This is a genomic window from Staphylococcus sp. EG-SA-18 (assembly GCF_017151825.1).
Lineage (GTDB): Bacteria > Bacillota > Bacilli > Staphylococcales > Staphylococcaceae > Staphylococcus > Staphylococcus aureus.
In genome coordinates this window covers 1-19,071 of sequence record NZ_JACYVY010000008.1, presented here as the reverse complement: position 1 = coordinate 19,071, position 19,071 = coordinate 1, and the positions used below count along the sequence as shown (strand labels likewise).

Here is a 19,071-nt window from a genome sequence, read left to right as displayed (position 1 = left end):
TATTTACATCTTGGAAGAAAGGAGGTTTTTAAATGCCTAATCCTATAGGTAATATGGTCATAAAGGTTGATTTAGATGGTTCTGGATTCAATAGAGGTGTGACAGGTTTAAATAGGCAAATGAAAATGGTTTCGCGTGAGCTTTCGGCTAATTTATCACAATTTTCTAGATATGATAATTCATTAGAAAAGTCGAAGATAAAAGTCGAAGGTTTGAGTAAAAAACAAAAAGTTCAAGCCCAGATTACTAAAGAGCTGAAAGATAGTTATGACAAACTTAGTAAAGAAACTGGTGAAAACAGTGCAAAGACACAAGCTGCGGCTGCTAAATACAATGAAGCTTACGCTAAATTAAACCAATATGAGCGAGAGTTAAACCAAGCCACACAAGAATTAAAAGACATGCAAAGAGAGCAGAAAGCATTAAATACTGCAATGGGAAAACTTGGTACCAACTTTAATAATTTTGGTCCTAAACTTCAAGAAATTGGTAACAGTATGAAAAATGTAGGCCGTAACATGACTATGTATGTAACTGCGCCGGTGGTTGCTGGGTTTGCTGTAGCAGCTAAAAAAGGTATTGAATTCGATGACAGTATGAGAAAAGTTAAAGCAACTTCAGGTGCTACTGGGGAAGAGTTTGAAGCTTTGAAGAAAAAGGCTCGCGAAATGGGTGCAACAACAAAATTTAGTGCATCAGATTCGGCTGAAGCATTAAATTACATGGCACTTGCTGGTTGGGATTCTAAGCAAATGATGGAAGGTTTAAGCGGAGTTATGGATTTAGCGGCAGCATCTGGCGAAGAACTGGGAGCAGTAAGTGACATTGTTACAGATGGACTAACGGCATTTGGTTTAAAAGCAAAGGATAGTGGTCATTTTGCGGACGTTTTAGCACAAACTAGCTCGAAGGCAAATACGGATGTTAGAGGGCTCGGAGAAGCTTTTAAATATGTCGCTCCTGTAGCAGGTGCGTTAGGTTACACGATTGAAGATACATCTATTGCGATAGGTTTAATGAGTAATGCTGGTATCAAAGGTGAAAAAGCAGGTACAGCGTTACGAACAATGTTCACCAATCTTTCAAGTCCAACTAGAGCTATGGGGAATGAAATGGAACGCTTAGGAATATCTATTACAGATAGTAATGGGAAAATGATTCCTATGCGAAAGCTTTTAGACCAACTGAGGGAAAAATTTAAACATCTTTCAAAAGACCAACAAGCTAGTTCTGCAGCTACAATATTTGGTAAAGAAGCGATGTCAGGAGCATTAGCGATTATAAATGCTTCTGATGAAGACTATCAAAAGTTAACCAAATCTATAGATTCATCTACCGGCGCATCTAAAAGAATGGCCGATACAATGGAATCTGGTTTAGGTGGGAAATTAAGAACTTTAAGGTCGCAATTAGAAGAACTAGCCCTAACGATTTATGACAGAATAGAACCAGCACTAAAGATTATAGTAAGTGCTTTTAGCAAAGTAGTGACATGGGTTACTAAATTACCAACGTCAATTCAATTAGCGGTTGTTGAGTTTGGATTATTTGTAGCAGTTTTAGGTCCTTTAGTTTTTATGTTCGGTTTATTTATCAGCGTGATGGGGAATGCAATGACAGTTTTAGGACCCTTGTTAATAAACGTTAATAAAGCTAGTGGTTTATTCGCGTTTTTAAGAACTAAAATCGCATCACTTGTTAAACTATTTCCGATTTTAGGTGTGTCGATATCAAGTTTAACGTTGCCTATAACATTAATTGTAGGTGCATTAGTTGGTATTGGCATAGCTTTCTATCAAGCTTATAAACGTTCAGAAACTTTTAGAAATATTGTAAATCTGGCAATCTCTGGTGTAGCAAACGCATTTAAAGCAGCTAAACTAGCGTTACAAGGTTTCTTTGATTTATTCAAAGGTGATAGTAAAGGCGCGGTTACCCTAGAGAAGATATTTCCACCCGAAACTGTAGCAGGAATACAAAATGTAGTTAATACGATTAGAACAACTTTCTTTAAAGTAGTTGATGCAATCGTTGGTTTCGCCAAAGAGATAGGCGCTCAATTAGCCTCTTTCTGGAAAGAGAACGGCTCAGAAATAACACAAGCTTTGCAAAATATAGCTGGTTTCATTAAAGCAACCTTTGAATTTATTTTTAACTTTATTATTAAACCAATCATGTTTGCGATTTGGCAAGTGATGCAATTTATTTGGCCGGCGGTTAAAGCTTTGATTGTCAGCACTTGGGAAAATATCAAAGGTGTAATACAAGGTGCTTTAAATATAATACTTGGCTTTATTAAGTTCTTTTCAAGTTTATTCACTGGTAATTGGCGAGGTGTTTGGGACGGTATTGTGATGATACTAAAAGGCACTGTGCAGTTAATTTGGAATTTAATACAACTGTGGTTTGTAGGTAAGATTCTAGGTGTTGTTAGATACTTTGGTGGATTGCTTAAAGGTTTAATATCCGGTATCTGGGGTGTTATCAAAGGTATTTTCACAAAATCATTATCTGCAATTTGGAATGCAACGAAAAGTATTTTTGGTTTCTTATACAATAGTGTTAAATCTATTTTCACTAATATGAAAAACTGGTTATCTAGTACGTGGAATAATATCAAAAGCAATACCGTCGGCAAGGCTCATTCGTTATTTACGGGTGTAAGGTCTAAATTCACAAGTTTATGGAATGCGACGAAAGATATATTTACTAAATTAAGAAATTGGATGTCAAACATCTGGAACTCTATTAAAGATAACACGGTAGGTATAGCTGGTCGTTTGTGGGATAAAGTGCGTAACATCTTTGGAAGCATGCGTGACGGTTTAAAATCTATCATTGGTAAAATTAAAGATCATATCGGTGGTATGGTAGACGCTGTTAAAAGAGGTCTTAATAAATTAATTGAAGGTTTAAACTGGGTCGGTGGTAAGTTGGGTATGGACAAAATACCGAAGTTACACACTGGTACTGAACATACGCATACTACTACAAGATTAGTTAAGAACGGTAAGATTGCGCGGGATACGTTCGCTACGGTTGGGGATAAAGGACGTGGAAATGGTCCGAATGGTTTCAGAAATGAAATGATTGAATTCCCTAATGGCAAACGGGTACTTACGCCTAATACAGATACGACAGCGTACTTACCTAAAGGTTCAAAAGTATATAACGGCGCACAAACTTATTCAATGTTAAATGGAACGCTTCCAAGATTTAGCATAGGTACTATGTGGAAAGATATTAAATCCGGTGCATCATCGGCATTTAACTGGACAAAAGATCAAATAGGTAAAGGTACAAAGTGGCTTGGCGATAAAGTTGGTGATGTCATGGACTTTATCGATAATCCAGGCAAACTTTTAAATTATGTACTTCAAGCGTTTGGAGTTGATTTCAGTTCTCTAACTAAAGGTATGGGTATTGCTGGCGATATAACAAAAGCTGCATGGTCTAAGATTAAGAAAAGTGCAATCAAGTGGCTTGAGGATGCTTTCGCAGAGTCGGGTGATGGCGGTGTATTAGATATGAATAAATTACGTTACTTATACGGTCACACTGCTGCTTATACACGAGAAACCGGACGCCCATTCCATGAAGGTCTGGATTTTGATTACATTTACGAACCTGTTCCATCAACCATTAATGGTAGAGCACAAGTTATGCCTTTTCATAATGGTGGTTATGGAAAATGGGTGAAAATTGTAAAGGGCGCCTTAGAAGTTATTTATGCACATTTATCTAAATATAAAGTTAAAACTGGTCAACAAGTTAGGGTCGGCCAGACTGTTGGTATATCGGGGAATACGGGGTTTAGTACAGGACCTCACTTACATTATGAGATGCGTTGGAATGGAAGACATAGAGACCCGTTACCGTGGTTAAGAAAGAATAATGGGGGCGGCAAAAGTACACCCGGTGGTAATGGTGCAGCTAATGCTAGACGAGCTATTAAGGCTGCTCAAAATATTTTAGGAGGAAGGTATAAGGCGAGTTGGATTACTAACGAGATGATGCGTGTTGCGAGTCGTGAATCCAATTATACAGCTAATGCAGTCAATAATTGGGATAGCAACGCAAGAGCTGGTATACCTTCAAGAGGTATGTTCCAAATGATAGATCCTTCATTTAGAGCGTACGCAAAGTCGGGTTACAATAATCCTCTCAACCCAACTCATCAAGCTATATCGGCTATGAGATATATTGTGGGTAAATGGGTACCAAGAACAGGCTCATGGAGAGCTGCGTTCAAACGCGCTGGTGATTACGCATATGCTACTGGTGGCAAAGTCTATAACGGATTGTACCACTTAGGGGAAGAAGGATATCCAGAGTGGATAATACCTACTGATCCAAGTAGAGCGAACGAAGCACACAAATTATTAGCTTTAGCTGCTAACGATATTGATAACCGCTCTAAAAATAAGCGACCAAACAACTTACCAAATCCAAGTATAAGTAATAGTGATACAAACTATATTCATACATTGGAGAATAAACTGGATGCGGTTATTAATTGTTTGGTTAGTTTGGTTGAGTCTAATCAAGTTATTGCAGATAAGGATTACGAACCAGTTATTAATAAGTATGTGTTTGAAGATGAGGTAAATAATTCTATCGATAAACGAGAGCGTCACGAATCTACAAGAGTTAGATTTAGAAGAGGAGGCACGATAATCTAATGCAAGATACAATTCAAATAGACAATAAAACCATTGAATGGTTAGTTGTACAAAGAGGGTTTGAGATACCCTCTTTTAATTTTGTTACTGAAAAAGAAAGTGTGAAAGGTAGAACAGGTTCTATTGCTAAAGCTCGTTATCTAAATGATATCGAATTTGAATTACCTCTAATAATTAGAAATGAAGTCTTGGCGCCAGGTGGACAAAAAACGCATGACGATATATTGGAAGAGTTAGTTGAATTTTTTGATATTGACAATTTAAAGCCGAAAAAACTTAAATTCAAATCTCAAAACTGGTATTGGTTTGCATACTTTGATGGACCATTAAAATTACCGAAAAACCCAAGAGGTTCAGTGAAGTTCACTATCAAAGTAGTACTAACAGACCCTTACAAATATTCAGTAACAGGAAATAAAAATACTGCGATTTCAGACCAAGTTTCAGTTGTAAATAGTGGGACTGCTGACACTCCTTTAATTGTTGAAGCCCGAGCAATTAAACCATCTAGTTACTTTATGATCACTAAAAATGATGAAGATTATTTTATGGTTGGTGATGATGAGGTAACCAAAGAAGTTAAGGATTACATGCCTCCTGTTTATCATAGTGAGTTTCGTGATTTCAAAGGTTGGACTAAGATGATTACTGAAGATATTCCAAGTAATGATTTAGGTGGTAAGGTCGGCGGTGACTTTGTGATATCCAATCTTGGCGAAGGATATAAAGCAACTAATTTTCCTGATGCAAAAGGTTGGGTTGGTGCTGGCACGAAACGAGGGCTCCCTAAAGCGATGACAGATTTTCAAATTACCTATAAATGTATTGTTGAACAAAAAGGTAAAGGTGCCGGAAGAACAGCACAACATATTTATGATAGTGATGGTAAGTTACTTGCTTCTATTGGTTATGAAAATAAATATCATGATAGAAAAATAGGACATATTGTTGTTACGTTGTATAACCAAAAAGGAGACCCCAAAAAGATATACGACTATCAGAATAAACCGATAATGTATAACTTGGACAGAATCGTTGTTTATATGCGGCTCAGAAGAGTAGGTAATAAATTTTCTATTAAAACTTGGAAATTTGATCACATTAAAGACCCAGATAGACGTAAACCTATTGATATGGATGAGAAAGAGTGGATAGATGGCGGTAAGTTTTATCAGCGTCCAGCTTCTATCATAGCTATCTATAGTGCGAAGTATAACGGTTATAAGTGGATGGAGATGAATGGATTAGGTTCATTCAATACGGAGATTCTACCGAAACCGAAAGGCGCAAGGGATGTCATTATACAAAAAGGTGATTTAGTGAAAATAGATATGCAAGCAAAAAGTGTTGTCATCAATGAGGAACCAATGTTGAGCGAGAAATCGTTTGGAAGTAATTATTTCAATGTTGATTCTGGGTACAGTGAATTAATCATACAACCTGAAAACGTCTTTGATACGACGGTTAAATGGCAAGATAGATATTTATAGAAAGGAGATGAGAGTGTGATACATGTTTTAGATTTTAACGACAAGATTATAGATTTCCTTTCTACTGATGACCCTTCCTTAGTTAGAGCGATTCATAAACGTAATGTTAATGACAATTCAGAAATGCTTGAACTGCTCATATCATCAGAAAGAGCTGAAAAGTTCCGTGAACGACATCGTGTTATTATAAGGGATTCAAACAAACAATGGCGTGAATTTATTATTAACTGGGTTCAAGATACGATGGACGGCTACACAGAGATAGAATGTATAGCGTCTTATCTTGCTGATATAACAACAGCTAAACCGTATGCACCAGGCAAATTTGAGAAAAAGATAACTTCAGAAGCATTGAAAGATGTGTTGAGTGATACAGGTTGGGAAGTTTCTGAACAAACCGAATACGATGGCTTACGTACTACGTCATGGACTTCTTATCAAACTAGATATGAAGTTTTAAAGCAATTATGTACAACCTATAAAATGGTATTGGATTTTTATATAGAGCTTAGTTCTAATACCGTCAAAGGTAGATATGTGGTACTCAAAAAGAAAAACAGCTTATTCAAAGGTAAAGAAATTGAGTATGGTAAAGATTTGGTTGGGTTAACTAGGAAGATTGATATGTCAGAAATCAAAACAGCATTAATTGCTGTGGGACCCGAAAATGACAAAGGAAAGCGTTTAGAGTTAGTTGTGACTGATGACGAAGCACAAAGTCAATTCAACTTACCTACCCGTTATATTTGGGGAATATACGAACCTCAATCAGATGATCAAAATATGAATGAAACACGGTTGCGTTCTTTAGCCAAAACAGAGTTAAATAAACGTAAGTCGGCAGTTATGTCATATGAGATTACTTCTACTGATTTGGAAGTTACGTATCCGCACGAGATTATATCAATTGGTGATACAGTCAGAGTAAAACATAGAGATTTTAACCCGCCATTGTATGTAGAGGCAGAAGTTATTGCCGAAGAATATAACATAATTTCAGAAAATAGCACATATACATTCGGTCAACCTAAAGAGTTCAAAGAATCAGAATTACGAGAAGAGTTTAACAAGCGATTGAACATAATACATCAAAAGTTAAACGATAATATTAGCAATATCAACACTATAGTTAAAGATGTTGTAGATGGTGAATTAGAATACTTTGAACGCAAAATACACAAAAGTGATACACCGCCAGAAAATCCAGTCAATGATATGCTTTGGTATGATACAAGTAACCCTGATGTTGCTGTCTTGCGTAGATATTGGAATGGTCGATGGATTGAAGCAACACCAAATGATGTTGAAAAATTAGGTGGTATAACAAGAGAGAAAGCGCTATTCAGTGAATTAAACAATATTTTTATTAATTTATCTATACAACACGCTAGTCTTTTGTCAGAAGCTACAGAATTACTTAATAGCGAGTACTTAGTAGATAATGATTTGAAAGCGGACTTACAAGCAAGTTTAGACGCTGTGATTGATGTTTATAATCAAATTAAAAATAATTTAGAATCTATGACACCCGAAACTGCAACGATTGGTCGGTTGGTAGATACACAAGCTTTATTTCTTGAGTATAGAAAGAAATTACAAGATGTTTATACAGATGTAGAAGATGTCAAAATCGCCATTTCAGATAGATTTAAATTATTACAGTCACAATACACTGATGAAAAATATAAAGAAGCGTTGGAAATAATAGCAACAAAATTTGGTTTAACGGTGAATGAAGATTTGCAGTTAGTCGGAGAACCTAATGTTGTTAAATCAGCTATTGAAGCAGCTAGAGAATCCACAAAAGAACAATTACGTGACTATGTAAAAACATCGGACTATAAAACAGACAAAGACGGTATTGTTGAACGTTTAGATACTGCTGAAGCTGAGAGAACGACTTTAAAAGGTGAAATCAAAGATAAAGTTACGTTAAACGAATATCGAAACGGATTGGAAGAACAAAAACAATATACTGATGACCAGTTAAGTGATTTGTCCAATAATCCTGAGATTAAAGCAAGTATTGAACAAGCAAATCAAGAAGCGCAAGAAGCTTTAAAATCATACATTGATGCTCAAGATGATCTTAAAGAGAAGGAATCGCAAGCGTATGCTGATGGTAAAATTTCGGAAGAAGAGCAACGCGCTATACAAGATGCTCAAGCTAAACTTGAAGAGGCAAAACAAAACGCAGAACTAAAGGCTAGAAACGCTGAAAAGAAAGCTAATGCTTATACAGACAACAAGGTCAAAGAAAGCACAGATGCACAGAGGAAAACATTGACTCGCTATGGTTCTCAAATTATACAAAATGGTAAGGAAATCAAATTAAGAACTACTAAAGAAGAGTTTAATGCAACCAATCGTACACTTTCAAATATATTAAACGAGATTGTTCAAAATGTTACAGATGGAACAACAATCAGATATGATGATAACGGAGTGGCTCAAGCTTTGAATGTGGGGCCACGTGGTATTAGATTAAATGCTGATAAAATTGATATTAACGGTAATAGAGAAATAAACCTTCTTATCCAAAATATGCGAGATAAAGTAGATAAAACCGATATTGTCAACAGCCTTAATTTATCAAGAGAGGGTCTTGATATCAATGTTAATAGAATTGGAATTAAAGGCGGTGACAATAACAGATATGTTCAAATACAGAATGATTCTATTGAACTAGGTGGTATTGTGCAACGTACTTGGAGAGGGAAACGTTCAACAGACGATATTTTTACGCGACTGAAAGACGGTCACCTAAGATTTAGAAATAATACCGCAGGCGGTTCACTTTATATGTCACATTTTGGTATTTCAACATATATTGATGGAGAAGGCGAAGACGGAGGTTCATCCGGTACTATTCAATGGTGGGATAAAACTTACAGTGATAGCGGTATGAATGGCATAACAATCAATTCTTATGGCGGTGTAGTCGCTTTAACATCTGACTACAATCGAATTATTATCGATTCATATGCTTCAGCTAATATTGAAAGTAGAGAAGCGCCGATATATTTATCTCCGAACACCAAAAATAAACCTGGTTTAAACCGATTCGCATTCACATTATCAAACGCTGATAGTGCATACGAAACTGACGGTTATATCATGTTTGATTCAGATGAAAACTATAAGTACGGTGCTGGATTAAGATTTTCTAAACGTAGCAATAAAGGATTGGTTCAAGTCGTTAATGGTGACTATGCTACAGGCGGAGACACTACAATTGAATCAGGTATGGGCAAATTCAACTTAGTTAAACGAAGAGATGGAAATAGTTACGTTAGCATTCAAAGTTATGATTTATTGGCGGTAGGTTCTGATAATGCTGGCGATAGAGTCGCTTCTAATTCTATTTATAAGCGTACTTATTCAGCACCTGCTAACTTACACATTACTTCTGCTGGAACAATTGGGCGTGCTACTTCTGCCAAAAAGTATAAAATTTCAATCGAAAACCAATACATCAATGAAGACGATCAGTTCAGTCATTCAAAAGAGATTTTAAAGCTTCCAATTCGTACATGGTTTGACAAATATGAATCGGAAATAATGGCTAAAGAATTGGAAAGTGGTAAAAAGTTATCTGATGATACTTTTAAACTTAGTCGACATACTGGCTTAATAGCGGAAGAGGTTGAAGAATTAGGATTTAATGAATTTGTTATTTATGATGACAACGGAGAAATCGAAGGTATCGCATACGATAGACTTTGGGTTCATTTAATACCTATTATTAAAAACCAGCAATCAAAAATCGAAAAACTGGAGGAATTAATAAATGAATGATAGCAATCAAGGTTTACAAGCCAATCCACAATATACAATTCACTATTTATCGCAAGAAATCACAAGACTAACACAAGAAAATGCAATGTTAAAAGCATATATACAAGAACAAAATGAAAAAAGCAAAAGTGCTGAGGAAGAGTAATCCTTGGCACTATTTTTATACAAAAATTTAAGGAGGTCATTTAATATGGCAAATGAAATTATCAAAAAAACAGAGAGATTTATTTTAGTACAAATTGACAAAGAGGGAACAGAGCGCGTTTTGTATCAAGATTTTGTAGGCAGTTTTACAACGTCCGATTCAGCAAGTTATGCACAAGATTTTAAATCTGAGGAAAACGCTAAAAAGATTGCTGAAACTTTAAATCTTTTATATCAATTAACAGGCAATCAAAACGGTGTGAAAGTTGTGAAAGAAGTTGTGGATAGAACTGACTTGTCATCTGATAAATCAGTTGATAGCGAAACAATGTAACTATACTAAGTTATGAGCATTACGCTCATAGCTTTCTTAGAAAGTAGGTGTAGTTTTGGATGATATTCAGAAAATAAAAAAAGAGCTTTCTGAATTAGTTGAACGTGTTGATGATGTTGAAATACTAGCAAACGAAACAGCTGATCATGTGCTTGAACTTAGAGAGGAACATAAGCAACATCATAATGAACTAAGAGAATCTCATAAAGAACTTAAAGATAAGCAAGATAAAGTTGTAGATGAGAATTTAGAGCAAACAAAGATATTAAACAGAATTGAAGAAAGATATCAAACGCAAGTAGATGTTGCGCAAAAAAATGAAGAAAAGACACTCGCCCAAAATAAATGGCTCGTAGGTGCCATATGGGCGCTTGTAACAATTGTTATGATTGCAGTCATTACTGCATCAATTACTGCGTTATTACCTTAAGGGAGGTGGACATAATGAGTTGGGCAAGATGGTTATCATGTTATTTGTATGGTCGTAAATGTAAATAATGTTTTTGGTCAGTGCATCGGCACTGGCTTTTTATTTTGATTGAAAAGAGGTACGTACATGGTATTACACAGCTCAAAAGACAGGAAGCATACTGCAAGTGAAGTTGGGAAGTGTTGTTAATACCAAGTAAGTAAGATATCTGAAATGTATAATAGAGTAAAAATGAAATCTTTTTATTATAGACAAATATAAAAAGTGTATAGTAATATATGTATGTATAATTAAATGATAATCATTTCATAATTATTGTATATAACTAAATAACTACTTAACAAAAATAATTATGCTTTAGAGGTGAGCAAAATGAAAAAAACAGCATTTACATTACTTTTATTCATTGCCCTAACGTTGACAACAAGTCCACTTGTAAATGGTAGCGAGAAAAGCGAAGAAATAAATGAAAAAGATTTGCGAAAAAAGTCTGAATTGCAGGGAACAGCTTTAGGCAATCTTAAACAAATCTATTATTACAATGAAAAAGCTAAAACTGAAAATAAAGAGAGTCACGATCAATTTTTACAGCATACTATATTGTTTAAAGGCTTTTTTACAGATCATTCGTGGTATAACGATTTATTAGTAGATTTTGATTCAAAGGATATTGTTGATAAATATAAAGGGAAAAAAGTAGACTTGTATGGTGCTTATTATGGTTATCAATGTGCGGGTGGTACACCAAACAAAACAGCTTGTATGTATGGTGGTGTAACGTTACATGATAATAATCGATTGACCGAAGAGAAAAAAGTGCCGATCAATTTATGGCTAGACGGTAAACAAAATACAGTACCTTTGGAAACGGTTAAAACGAATAAGAAAAATGTAACTGTTCAGGAGTTGGATCTTCAAGCAAGACGTTATTTACAGGAAAAATATAATTTATATAACTCTGATGTTTTTGATGGGAAGGTTCAGAGGGGATTAATCGTGTTTCATACTTCTACAGAACCTTCGGTTAATTACGATTTATTTGGTGCTCAAGGACAGTATTCAAATACACTATTAAGAATATATAGAGATAATAAAACGATTAACTCTGAAAACATGCATATTGATATATATTTATATACAAGTTAAACATGGTAGTTTTGACCACGTAATGTTCAGATTATTATGAACCGAGAATAATCTAAAAGTTTACAAGCAGTAAAAAAAGTATATGTGCTATAATATGCTTTGAGCAAGTTGGATAGATGGTGGCTATCTGAGTATAAGGAGGTGGTGCCTATGGTGGCATTACTGAAATCTTTAGAAAGGAGACGCCTAATGATTACAATTAGTACCATGTTGCAGTTTGGTTTATTCCTTATTGCATTGATAGGTCTAGTAATCAAGCTTATTGAATTAAGCAATAAAAAATAACCATCGCTAACTTTGGCTGGTTTCGATGGTTAAATGGTTATTAATTTAATCTTTAATCTAAAATAGCCACCGTCTTTTTAACGGGCTCACTAGGGTAACATGTTTGCGCATGTTGCCCTTTTTCTATATATAAATTAACACACCATAATATAAATATCAAATAGACGGCTTATTGGTCGTCTTTTTATTTTGGATAAAAGGAGATAAGAATATGATTAATTGGAAAATTAGAATGAAACAAAAATCATTTTGGGTAGCGATATTGTCAGCTATCTTTTTATTTGCTCAAAACATCGCCAAAGCTATTGGGTATGATATTCAAGTTTATACAGAGCAATTAACAGACGGTTTAAACGCTATATTAGGATTTTTAGTATTAACTGGTGTGATTCAAGACCCGACTACTAAAGGTATAGGTGATAGCCACCAATCTTTAGAATATGAAGAACCAAGAAGAAAATACTAGGAGGTAAAATAATGAAAACATACAGTGAAGCAAGAGCAAGGTTACGTTGGTATCAAGGTAGATATATTGATTTTGACGGTTGGTATGGTTACCAATGTGCAGATTTAGCAGTTGATTACATTTATTGGTTGTTAGAAATTAGAATGTGGGGAAATGCAAAAGATGCAATCAATAACGATTTTAAAAACATGGCAACAGTATATGAAAACACACCATCGTTTGTTCCACAAATAGGTGATGTGGCTGTATTTACCAAAGGAAAATATAAACAATACGGTCATATTGGTTTAGTGTTTAATGGTGGTAATACAAATCAATTTTTAATTTTGGAACAGGACTATGACGGTAACGCAAATACGCCTGCAAAGTTACGTTGGGATAATTATTACGGCTGTACTCACTTTATTAGACCTAAGTATAAAAGTGAGGGCTTAATGAATAAGATCACAAATAAAGTTAAACCACCTGCTCAAAAAGCAGTCGGTAAATCTGCAAGTAAAATAACAGTTGGAAGTAAAGCGCCTTATAACCTTAAATGGTCAAAAGGTGCTTATTTTAATGCGAAAATCGACGGCTTAGGTGCTACTTCAGCCACTAGATACGGTGATAATCGTACTAACTATAGATTCGATGTTGGACAGGCTGTATACGCGCCTGGAACATTAATATATGTGTTTGAAATTATAGATGGTTGGTGTCGCATTTATTGGAACAATCATAATGAGTGGATATGGCATGAGAGATTGATTGTGAAAGAAGTGTTTTAATTCTTAGGTTAAAATGTTAAATATTTGTTAATTATTTTTTAATGTAAGTTTAGTTTCTTTTAATATTTTATTGATTTTTAATATTTTCTCAATATAAAATGAAGTTGTTGATATTTATCATCTTAAATAAGGGTGTTAGCTATAAAAAGAGATAAATAAAAACAAATATATTATATTTGGAGGAAGCGCCATGCTCAAAAGAAGTTTATTATTTTTAACTGTTTTATTGTTATTATTCTCATTTTCTTCAATTACTAATGAGGTAAGTGCATCAAGTTCATTCGACAAAGGAAAATATAAAAAAGGCGATGACGCGAGTTATTTTGAACCAACAGGCCCGTATTTGATGGTAAATGTGACTGGAGTTGATGGTAAAGGAAATGAATTGCTATCCCCTCATTATGTCGAGTTTCCTATTAAACCTGGGACTACACTTACAAAAGAAAAAATTGAATACTATGTCGAATGGGCATTAGATGCGACAGCATATAAAGAGTTTAGAGTAGTTGAATTAGATCCAAGCGCAAAGATCGAAGTCACTTATTATGATAAGAATAAGAAAAAAGAAGAAACGAAGTCTTTCCCTATAACAGAAAAAGGTTTTGTTGTCCCAGATTTATCAGAGCATATTAAAAACCCTGGATTCAACTTAATTACAAAGGTTGTTATAGAAAAGAAATAAAACAAAATAGTTGTTTATTATAGAAAGCAATGTCTTGATTGAATATGTGTAGTGAAAATTATCTTTCATCAAATTCTCATTCATGCACGAATGGTTCTTCCCCACCTAATCAGATATTAGGTGACTTATGGGGAGAAATCAGTTAGGATGAAAAAGTGGATAATCCTTTTTTAGGCAGGTACTTCGGTACTTGCCTATTTTTTTATGTTATAATCTTTCTAGACGTATTCAAAGGACGTCTTTTTAGATTGTATGTTATAGCTAGCTTTCGGGCTAGTTTTTTGCTATGATGTGTTACACATGCATCAACTATTTACATCTATCCTTGTTCACCCAAGCATGTCACTGGGTGTTTTTTTCTTATGATAGAGAGCATAGTTTTCATACTACTCCCCCGTAGTATATATGACTTTAGCATTCCCGTATAATAGTTTACGGGGTGCTTTTTATGTTATAATTAAGTGTATATAGTAGGAGTGAACTATATAGCCTGTTAAGTGGCCTAGTAACCTAACACTTATCCTGCAATTGATATCCTTTTTGCCCTTCACTCGATACATATATCTCAACAACATAGAAATATTACAGTCGCTACACCGCATCTTAAATGGTGTGGTTATTTTTATTGGAAGTGTGTATCAGGTATCAGTAATGTTAAAACACCAGCTAAAAATGAAAAGAATTCACCAGTGCCAGCAGGTTATACACTCGATAAAAACAATGTACCGTATAAAAAAGAGACTGGTTATTACACAGTTGCCAATGTTAAAGGTAATAACGTGAGGGATGGCTATTCAACTAATTCAAGAATTACAGGTGTATTACCCAATAACGCAACGATCAAATATGACGGCGCATATTGCATTAATGGCTATAGATGGATTACTTATATTGCTAATAATGGACAACGTTGTTATATAGCGACAGGAGAGGTAGACAAGGCAGGTAATAGAATAAGTAGTTTTGGTAATTTTAGCGCACTTTGAAAAAAAGTGTGTAAAGTTTCATATGAAGTTAATTAATTTATTATAGAATAGTTTGAAATTATGCTATAATCATTTTAGACACAGCAATGTGTTCAAATTTTCATCTATTCATAAGCTAGCCTTCGGGCTAGTTTTTTTTGTGCTATATATTTGTTTTAATTAAATAAAATTAGATAATGCAATAGTAGCCATTTTATGTTAATATTACCTTGGGCGTTTTCAAGGAGCGCCTTTCATTTTTTATGTATTGCTCCCCTTCGGGCTAGTATATTAAATTTATTTTTGCGCTTTCCAAATCAATGTATATGTGTTATATTGTTTATGGGAAGTAGGTAAGCATTTCGGTGCTTACCTTTTTTTGTTTTTCTATAAATACAATAAGGTATGTCAATTTGATAATTTATTAATTTTCATTTAATAAGAAGATCTATATAGTTAATGAATAATTAATGTACTTTTTTTTAGTTAGTCATTAAAATAAATTAGTACTAATTACTAAGGAGAATAAAAAATGAAAATTAGAAAATCTATACTTGCGGGAACTTTAGCAATCGTTTTAGCATCACCACTAGTAACTAATCTAGATAAAAATGAGGCACAAGCTAGCACAAGCTTGCCAACATCGAATGAATATCAAAACGAAAAGTTAGCTAATGAATTAAAATCGTTATTAGATGAACTAAATGTTAATGAATTAGCTACTGGAAGTTTAAACACTTATTATAAGCGAACTATAAAAATTTCAGGTCAAAAAGCAATGTATGCTCTTAAGTCAAAAGACTTTAAGAAAATGTCAGAAGCAAAATATCAACTTCAAAAGATTTATAATGAAATTGACGAAGCACTAAAAAGTAAATATTAAAAAAACCACCCGTAAAAGGGTGGTTTTAATTTTCTAGATAATATAAAAGTGTTCATAAATAAAACAGTATAGGTAAACAATAAAGTATTGAAAAAAGTAAGTTTAATATGAAAATTGTTAAATGAACGACATCTTTTGTTTTTATAAATATCAAGAAAATAATCAAACTCAAAATAAATAACGTAACTGTAGTCATAGGCGTCCATACATAATCAGCATTAGTCATTAAGAATGGTGCGGCCATTATGAAAAAATTTATAATGCAGATGAAATAGACAATTAGACTATAAATTAGGTAAATAACAATACACACCCTTCATAAATAAATAATTTAAATCCTATATATTTTAACAAAAGTAAAACACAGAAGTGTAGAAAATAAAAAATATTGGTAAATAAAATCAATAAGTTTAACCAATATGTTGCTCGCTTCATACCGTATATTGCAACAAAAATTCCGATCAAGAAAAATATAGCCCCTATGATAAAACAGAAATCCGATGCTGAATTATTAAAAAATGAGGTGTTTAGAGTTAGAAAATGAGTTAATGAGTTGACTATAACTAATAAGATATTAATTATATTTGTATGGTTCTTCACATGATACCTCCAAGTAAAAAAATCTAATTAATAAAGTGAATGCTTGATGAACAAGCAGTTATTCCAAACAGAATCAATAAGAAAAGTAGAATCAACATGCTAATGCCCCATAAACAACCCTTTTCACTTTCACTATTATTAATTTCTTGACTTCTTTTAAAGATATTATTACTTTTACATTCTTTAGTTGTTTTAAATTTCACGTTTTTATTACTTCCTTTTGTTTAAAAGTTTACAATGAATTTTTGATTATAATAATATATTCAAAATAGTACTATCTAGTTTGATATGTCAAGCAATATTATTATAAAATTGGAATTCTGAGTTGTCTACTCTAATTTATTATATTTACCTATAAAAATACACCTCAAAAAATAGATTTTTCAGTCTAGCTTTTGGGGTGTACATTCCACACAAACATGTGATTATTTTGATGTTTCTATTAAACTTGTAATTTTAAATTTAAAGTCCCTAAAAAGTCCCTAAAATTTTATTTTATATGAGGTATTATTGATAATGATAAAGTTATAAACCTTGATATTATGCTGTTTTACTTTTTGAATGATAAGTAATTTTATGTTAAAAGTCTCCAGTTTGGATACAAAACGGTCGATAACATATAAACGTTATGACTAACTAACTTCAAATCAGTATCATCTTTCTTAGATTCGGCTTTGGCACTATTGTCAGTAAGTGCACCAACTAATAATAAATTTGCTAATGCAAGTGTTGCAACTTTTTTTAGTGAATTGGATTTTGTTTTTTTCACCATCATTATCACTCCTTTTATATAGCTTACAACAAAATAGATGCAAAATTGATTAACTAAATTTAAATTAATTATTAAATCGAATTTATATTTTTAAGTAAATGTTTTTTGAGTATAAAGATGCTGTAAATATAATTGACAAATGTAATCGGAATTAAGAAATGAAGATTGTTATGACATTTAAGTTTGAAACTTGGTATAAACAAAATCAAACAACATTTTAGGTATTGTAAATTAGTTAGTTAATCAAAATTAAAAGAACTTTTAACAGTGTTAAAAAATTATTGTTAAAGATAATTTATTATTAATATTCAGTTAATTCAAAAAATAGAGAAAGTCTGGCTATAATAAAGTTGCAATCACGAATTACATAAAAAAGGAGAGATAATTTATGAAATTTAAGTCATTGATTACAACAACATTAGCATTAGGCGTTATAGCATCAACAGGAGCAAACTTTAATACTAACGAAGCATCTGCCGCAGCTAAGCCATTAGATAAATCATCAAGTACATTACACCATGGACATTCTAACATCCAGATTCCATATACAATTACTGTGAACGGCACAAGCCAAAACATTTTATCAAGCTTAACATTTAATAAGAATCAAAATATTAGTTATAAAGATATAGAGAATAAAGTTAAATCAGTTTTATACTTTAATAGAGGTATTAGTGATATCGATTTAAGACTTTCAAAGCAAGCGGAATATACGGTTCATTTTAAAAATGGAACAAAAAGAGTTATCGATTTGAAATCAGGTATCTACACAGCTGACTTAATCAATACAAGTGACATTAAAGCTATCAGTGTTAACGTAGATACTAAAAAGCAACCTAAAGATAAAGCTAAAGCAAATGTTCAAGTGCCATATACAATCACAGTGAACGGCACAAGCCAAAACATTTTATCAAACCTAACATTTAATAAAAATCAAAATATTAGTTACAAAGATTTAGAGGGTAAAGTTAAATCAGTTTTAGAATCAAATAGAGGTATTACTGATGTTGATTTAAGACTTTCGAAGCAAGCGAAATATACAGTTAATTTTAAAAATGGAACGAAGAAAGTTATAGATTTGAAATCAGGTATTTACACAGCGAATTTAATCAATTCAAGTGATATTAAAAGTATCAATATTAACGTAGATACAAAAAAACATATCGAAAATAAAGCTAAAAGAAACTATCAAGTTCCATATTCAATTAATCTAAATGGTACATCTACAAACATTTTATCGAATCTTTCATTTTCAAATAAACCTTGGACAAATTACAAAAATTTAACTAGTCAAATAAAATCAGTACTGAAGCATGATAGAGGTATTAGTGAACAAGATTTAAAATATGCTAAGAAAGCTTATTATACTGTTTATTTTAAAAATGGTGGTAAAAGAATCTTACAGTTAAATTCAAAAAATTACACAGCAAACTTAGTTCATGCGAAAGATGTTAAGAGAATTGAAATTACTGTTAAAACAGGAACTAAAGCGAAAGCAGACAGATATGTACCATACACAATTGCAGTAAATGGCACATCAACACCAATTTTATCAAAACTAAAAATTTCGAATAAACAATTAATTAGTTACAAATATTTAAACGACAAAGTGAAATCTGTATTAAAA

General features: G+C 33.0%; 18 protein-coding genes and 1 pseudogene. 14 read left to right on the top strand and 5 right to left on the bottom strand.

Annotation, left to right across the window (positions count from 1 at the left end; all coding sequences use genetic code 11):
* Positions 1–32 precede the first annotated feature (32 nt).
* The 8 genes from IDG66_RS02685 to pepG1 all read left to right on the top strand — a co-directional run bounded on the left by IDG66_RS02685 (position 33) and on the right by pepG1 (position 12,309).
* Entirely contained in the window at positions 33–4,682 is a 4,650-nt protein-coding gene (locus IDG66_RS02685) for a phage tail tape measure protein (protein WP_001133533.1), read from the top strand.
* Positions 4,682–6,172: a phage distal tail protein gene (locus IDG66_RS02680; RefSeq protein WP_001154317.1), complete on the top strand. Its 1,491-nt coding sequence runs from the start codon at positions 4,682–4,684 to the stop codon at positions 6,170–6,172. The genes IDG66_RS02685 and IDG66_RS02680 overlap by 1 nt, the downstream gene beginning before the upstream one ends.
* 15 nt (positions 6,173–6,187) lie before the next feature.
* Complete coding sequence (locus tag IDG66_RS02675) at positions 6,188–9,970, top strand: phage tail spike protein (protein ID WP_000582130.1); 3,783 nt, start codon at positions 6,188–6,190, stop codon at positions 9,968–9,970.
* On the top strand, positions 9,963–10,115 hold the full coding sequence (locus IDG66_RS02670; protein ID WP_001000058.1) for a hypothetical protein: 153 nt from the start codon (positions 9,963–9,965) through the stop codon (positions 10,113–10,115). Before IDG66_RS02675 ends, IDG66_RS02670 begins: the two co-directional genes overlap by 8 nt.
* A gap of 45 nt (positions 10,116–10,160) precedes the next feature.
* Positions 10,161–10,448 (top strand): hypothetical protein, encoded by a 288-nt coding sequence (locus IDG66_RS02665; RefSeq protein WP_001262621.1) that lies wholly within the window; start codon positions 10,161–10,163, stop codon positions 10,446–10,448.
* 55 nt (positions 10,449–10,503) lie between these two features.
* Positions 10,504–10,878, top strand: coding sequence for a hypothetical protein (locus IDG66_RS02660; RefSeq protein ID WP_000340977.1), 375 nt, complete (start codon positions 10,504–10,506; stop codon positions 10,876–10,878).
* A 372-nt stretch (positions 10,879–11,250) separates the two neighbouring features.
* Complete coding sequence (gene sea, locus IDG66_RS02655) at positions 11,251–12,024, top strand: staphylococcal enterotoxin type A (RefSeq protein WP_000750412.1); 774 nt, start codon at positions 11,251–11,253, stop codon at positions 12,022–12,024.
* Between the two features lie 150 nt (positions 12,025–12,174).
* Positions 12,175–12,309, top strand: a complete 135-nt coding sequence (gene pepG1 / locus IDG66_RS02650; protein WP_000226108.1) for a type I toxin-antitoxin system toxin PepG1 — start codon at positions 12,175–12,177, stop codon at positions 12,307–12,309.
* Positions 12,310–12,361: 52 nt separating this feature from the next.
* On the opposite strand, the gene IDG66_RS02645 is transcribed toward pepG1, so the two are convergent.
* A complete protein-coding gene (locus tag IDG66_RS02645) occupies positions 12,362–12,469 on the bottom strand; it encodes a hypothetical protein (protein WP_031762631.1) in 108 nt (35 codons plus the stop codon).
* Between the two features lie 51 nt (positions 12,470–12,520).
* Between IDG66_RS02645 and IDG66_RS02640 the strand changes: the two genes are divergently transcribed.
* The 5 genes and pseudogenes from IDG66_RS02640 (at position 12,521) to scn (ending at position 16,072) form a co-directional block, all read left to right on the top strand.
* On the top strand, positions 12,521–12,775 hold the full coding sequence (locus tag IDG66_RS02640) for a phage holin (protein ID WP_103143665.1): 255 nt from the start codon (positions 12,521–12,523) through the stop codon (positions 12,773–12,775).
* Between the two features lie 11 nt (positions 12,776–12,786).
* Positions 12,787–13,542 (top strand): CHAP domain-containing protein, encoded by a 756-nt coding sequence (locus tag IDG66_RS02635; protein ID WP_103143664.1) that lies wholly within the window; start codon positions 12,787–12,789, stop codon positions 13,540–13,542.
* 190 nt (positions 13,543–13,732) lie between these two features.
* Positions 13,733–14,224, top strand: a complete 492-nt coding sequence (sak, locus tag IDG66_RS02630; RefSeq protein ID WP_000920038.1) for a staphylokinase — start codon at positions 13,733–13,735, stop codon at positions 14,222–14,224.
* A gap of 647 nt (positions 14,225–14,871) precedes the next feature.
* Positions 14,872–15,210: pseudogene (locus IDG66_RS02625) on the top strand (SH3 domain-containing protein); the annotation flags it as partial.
* Positions 15,211–15,721: 511 nt separating this feature from the next.
* Entirely contained in the window at positions 15,722–16,072 is a 351-nt protein-coding gene (gene scn / locus IDG66_RS02620) for a complement inhibitor SCIN-A (protein ID WP_000702263.1), read from the top strand.
* A gap of 52 nt (positions 16,073–16,124) precedes the next feature.
* Here scn and IDG66_RS02615 read toward each other — a convergent pair whose 3' ends face one another.
* From IDG66_RS02615 to IDG66_RS02605, 4 genes are all read right to left on the bottom strand, one after another.
* Positions 16,125–16,385, bottom strand: a complete 261-nt coding sequence (locus tag IDG66_RS02615) for a hypothetical protein (protein WP_001791826.1) — start codon at positions 16,383–16,385, stop codon at positions 16,125–16,127.
* On the bottom strand, positions 16,364–16,672 hold the full coding sequence (locus tag IDG66_RS14270) for a hypothetical protein (RefSeq protein ID WP_001789576.1): 309 nt from the start codon (positions 16,670–16,672) through the stop codon (positions 16,364–16,366). The genes IDG66_RS02615 and IDG66_RS14270 overlap by 22 nt, the downstream gene beginning before the upstream one ends.
* A 23-nt stretch (positions 16,673–16,695) precedes the next feature.
* Complete coding sequence (locus IDG66_RS02610; protein ID WP_000669791.1) at positions 16,696–16,875, bottom strand: hypothetical protein; 180 nt, start codon at positions 16,873–16,875, stop codon at positions 16,696–16,698.
* 371 nt (positions 16,876–17,246) lie between these two features.
* Positions 17,247–17,444: a phospholipase gene (locus IDG66_RS02605; RefSeq protein ID WP_000239610.1), complete on the bottom strand. Its 198-nt coding sequence runs from the start codon at positions 17,442–17,444 to the stop codon at positions 17,247–17,249.
* 388 nt (positions 17,445–17,832) lie between these two features.
* On the opposite strand from IDG66_RS02605, the gene eap reads away from it, so the two are divergent.
* The coding region (eap, locus tag IDG66_RS02600; protein WP_206172174.1) for an extracellular adherence protein Eap/Map at positions 17,833–19,071 on the top strand (1,239 nt) is incomplete at its 3' end.

Coding starts and splice junctions, on each gene's coding strand:
- IDG66_RS02685 (WP_001133533.1), top strand. CDS start 33: ATGCCTAATCCTATAGGTAATATGGTCATAAAGGTTGATTTAGATGGT.
- IDG66_RS02680 (WP_001154317.1), top strand. CDS start 4,682: ATGCAAGATACAATTCAAATAGACAATAAAACCATTGAATGGTTAGTT.
- IDG66_RS02670 (WP_001000058.1), top strand. CDS start 9,963: ATGAATGATAGCAATCAAGGTTTACAAGCCAATCCACAATATACAATT.
- IDG66_RS02665 (WP_001262621.1), top strand. CDS start 10,161: ATGGCAAATGAAATTATCAAAAAAACAGAGAGATTTATTTTAGTACAA.
- sea (WP_000750412.1), top strand. CDS start 11,251: ATGAAAAAAACAGCATTTACATTACTTTTATTCATTGCCCTAACGTTG.
- pepG1 (WP_000226108.1), top strand. CDS start 12,175: ATGGTGGCATTACTGAAATCTTTAGAAAGGAGACGCCTAATGATTACA.
- IDG66_RS02640 (WP_103143665.1), top strand. CDS start 12,521: ATGATTAATTGGAAAATTAGAATGAAACAAAAATCATTTTGGGTAGCG.
- IDG66_RS02635 (WP_103143664.1), top strand. CDS start 12,787: ATGAAAACATACAGTGAAGCAAGAGCAAGGTTACGTTGGTATCAAGGT.
- sak (WP_000920038.1), top strand. CDS start 13,733: ATGCTCAAAAGAAGTTTATTATTTTTAACTGTTTTATTGTTATTATTC.
- scn (WP_000702263.1), top strand. CDS start 15,722: ATGAAAATTAGAAAATCTATACTTGCGGGAACTTTAGCAATCGTTTTA.
- IDG66_RS02605 (WP_000239610.1), bottom strand. CDS start 17,444: ATGGTGAAAAAAACAAAATCCAATTCACTAAAAAAAGTTGCAACACTT.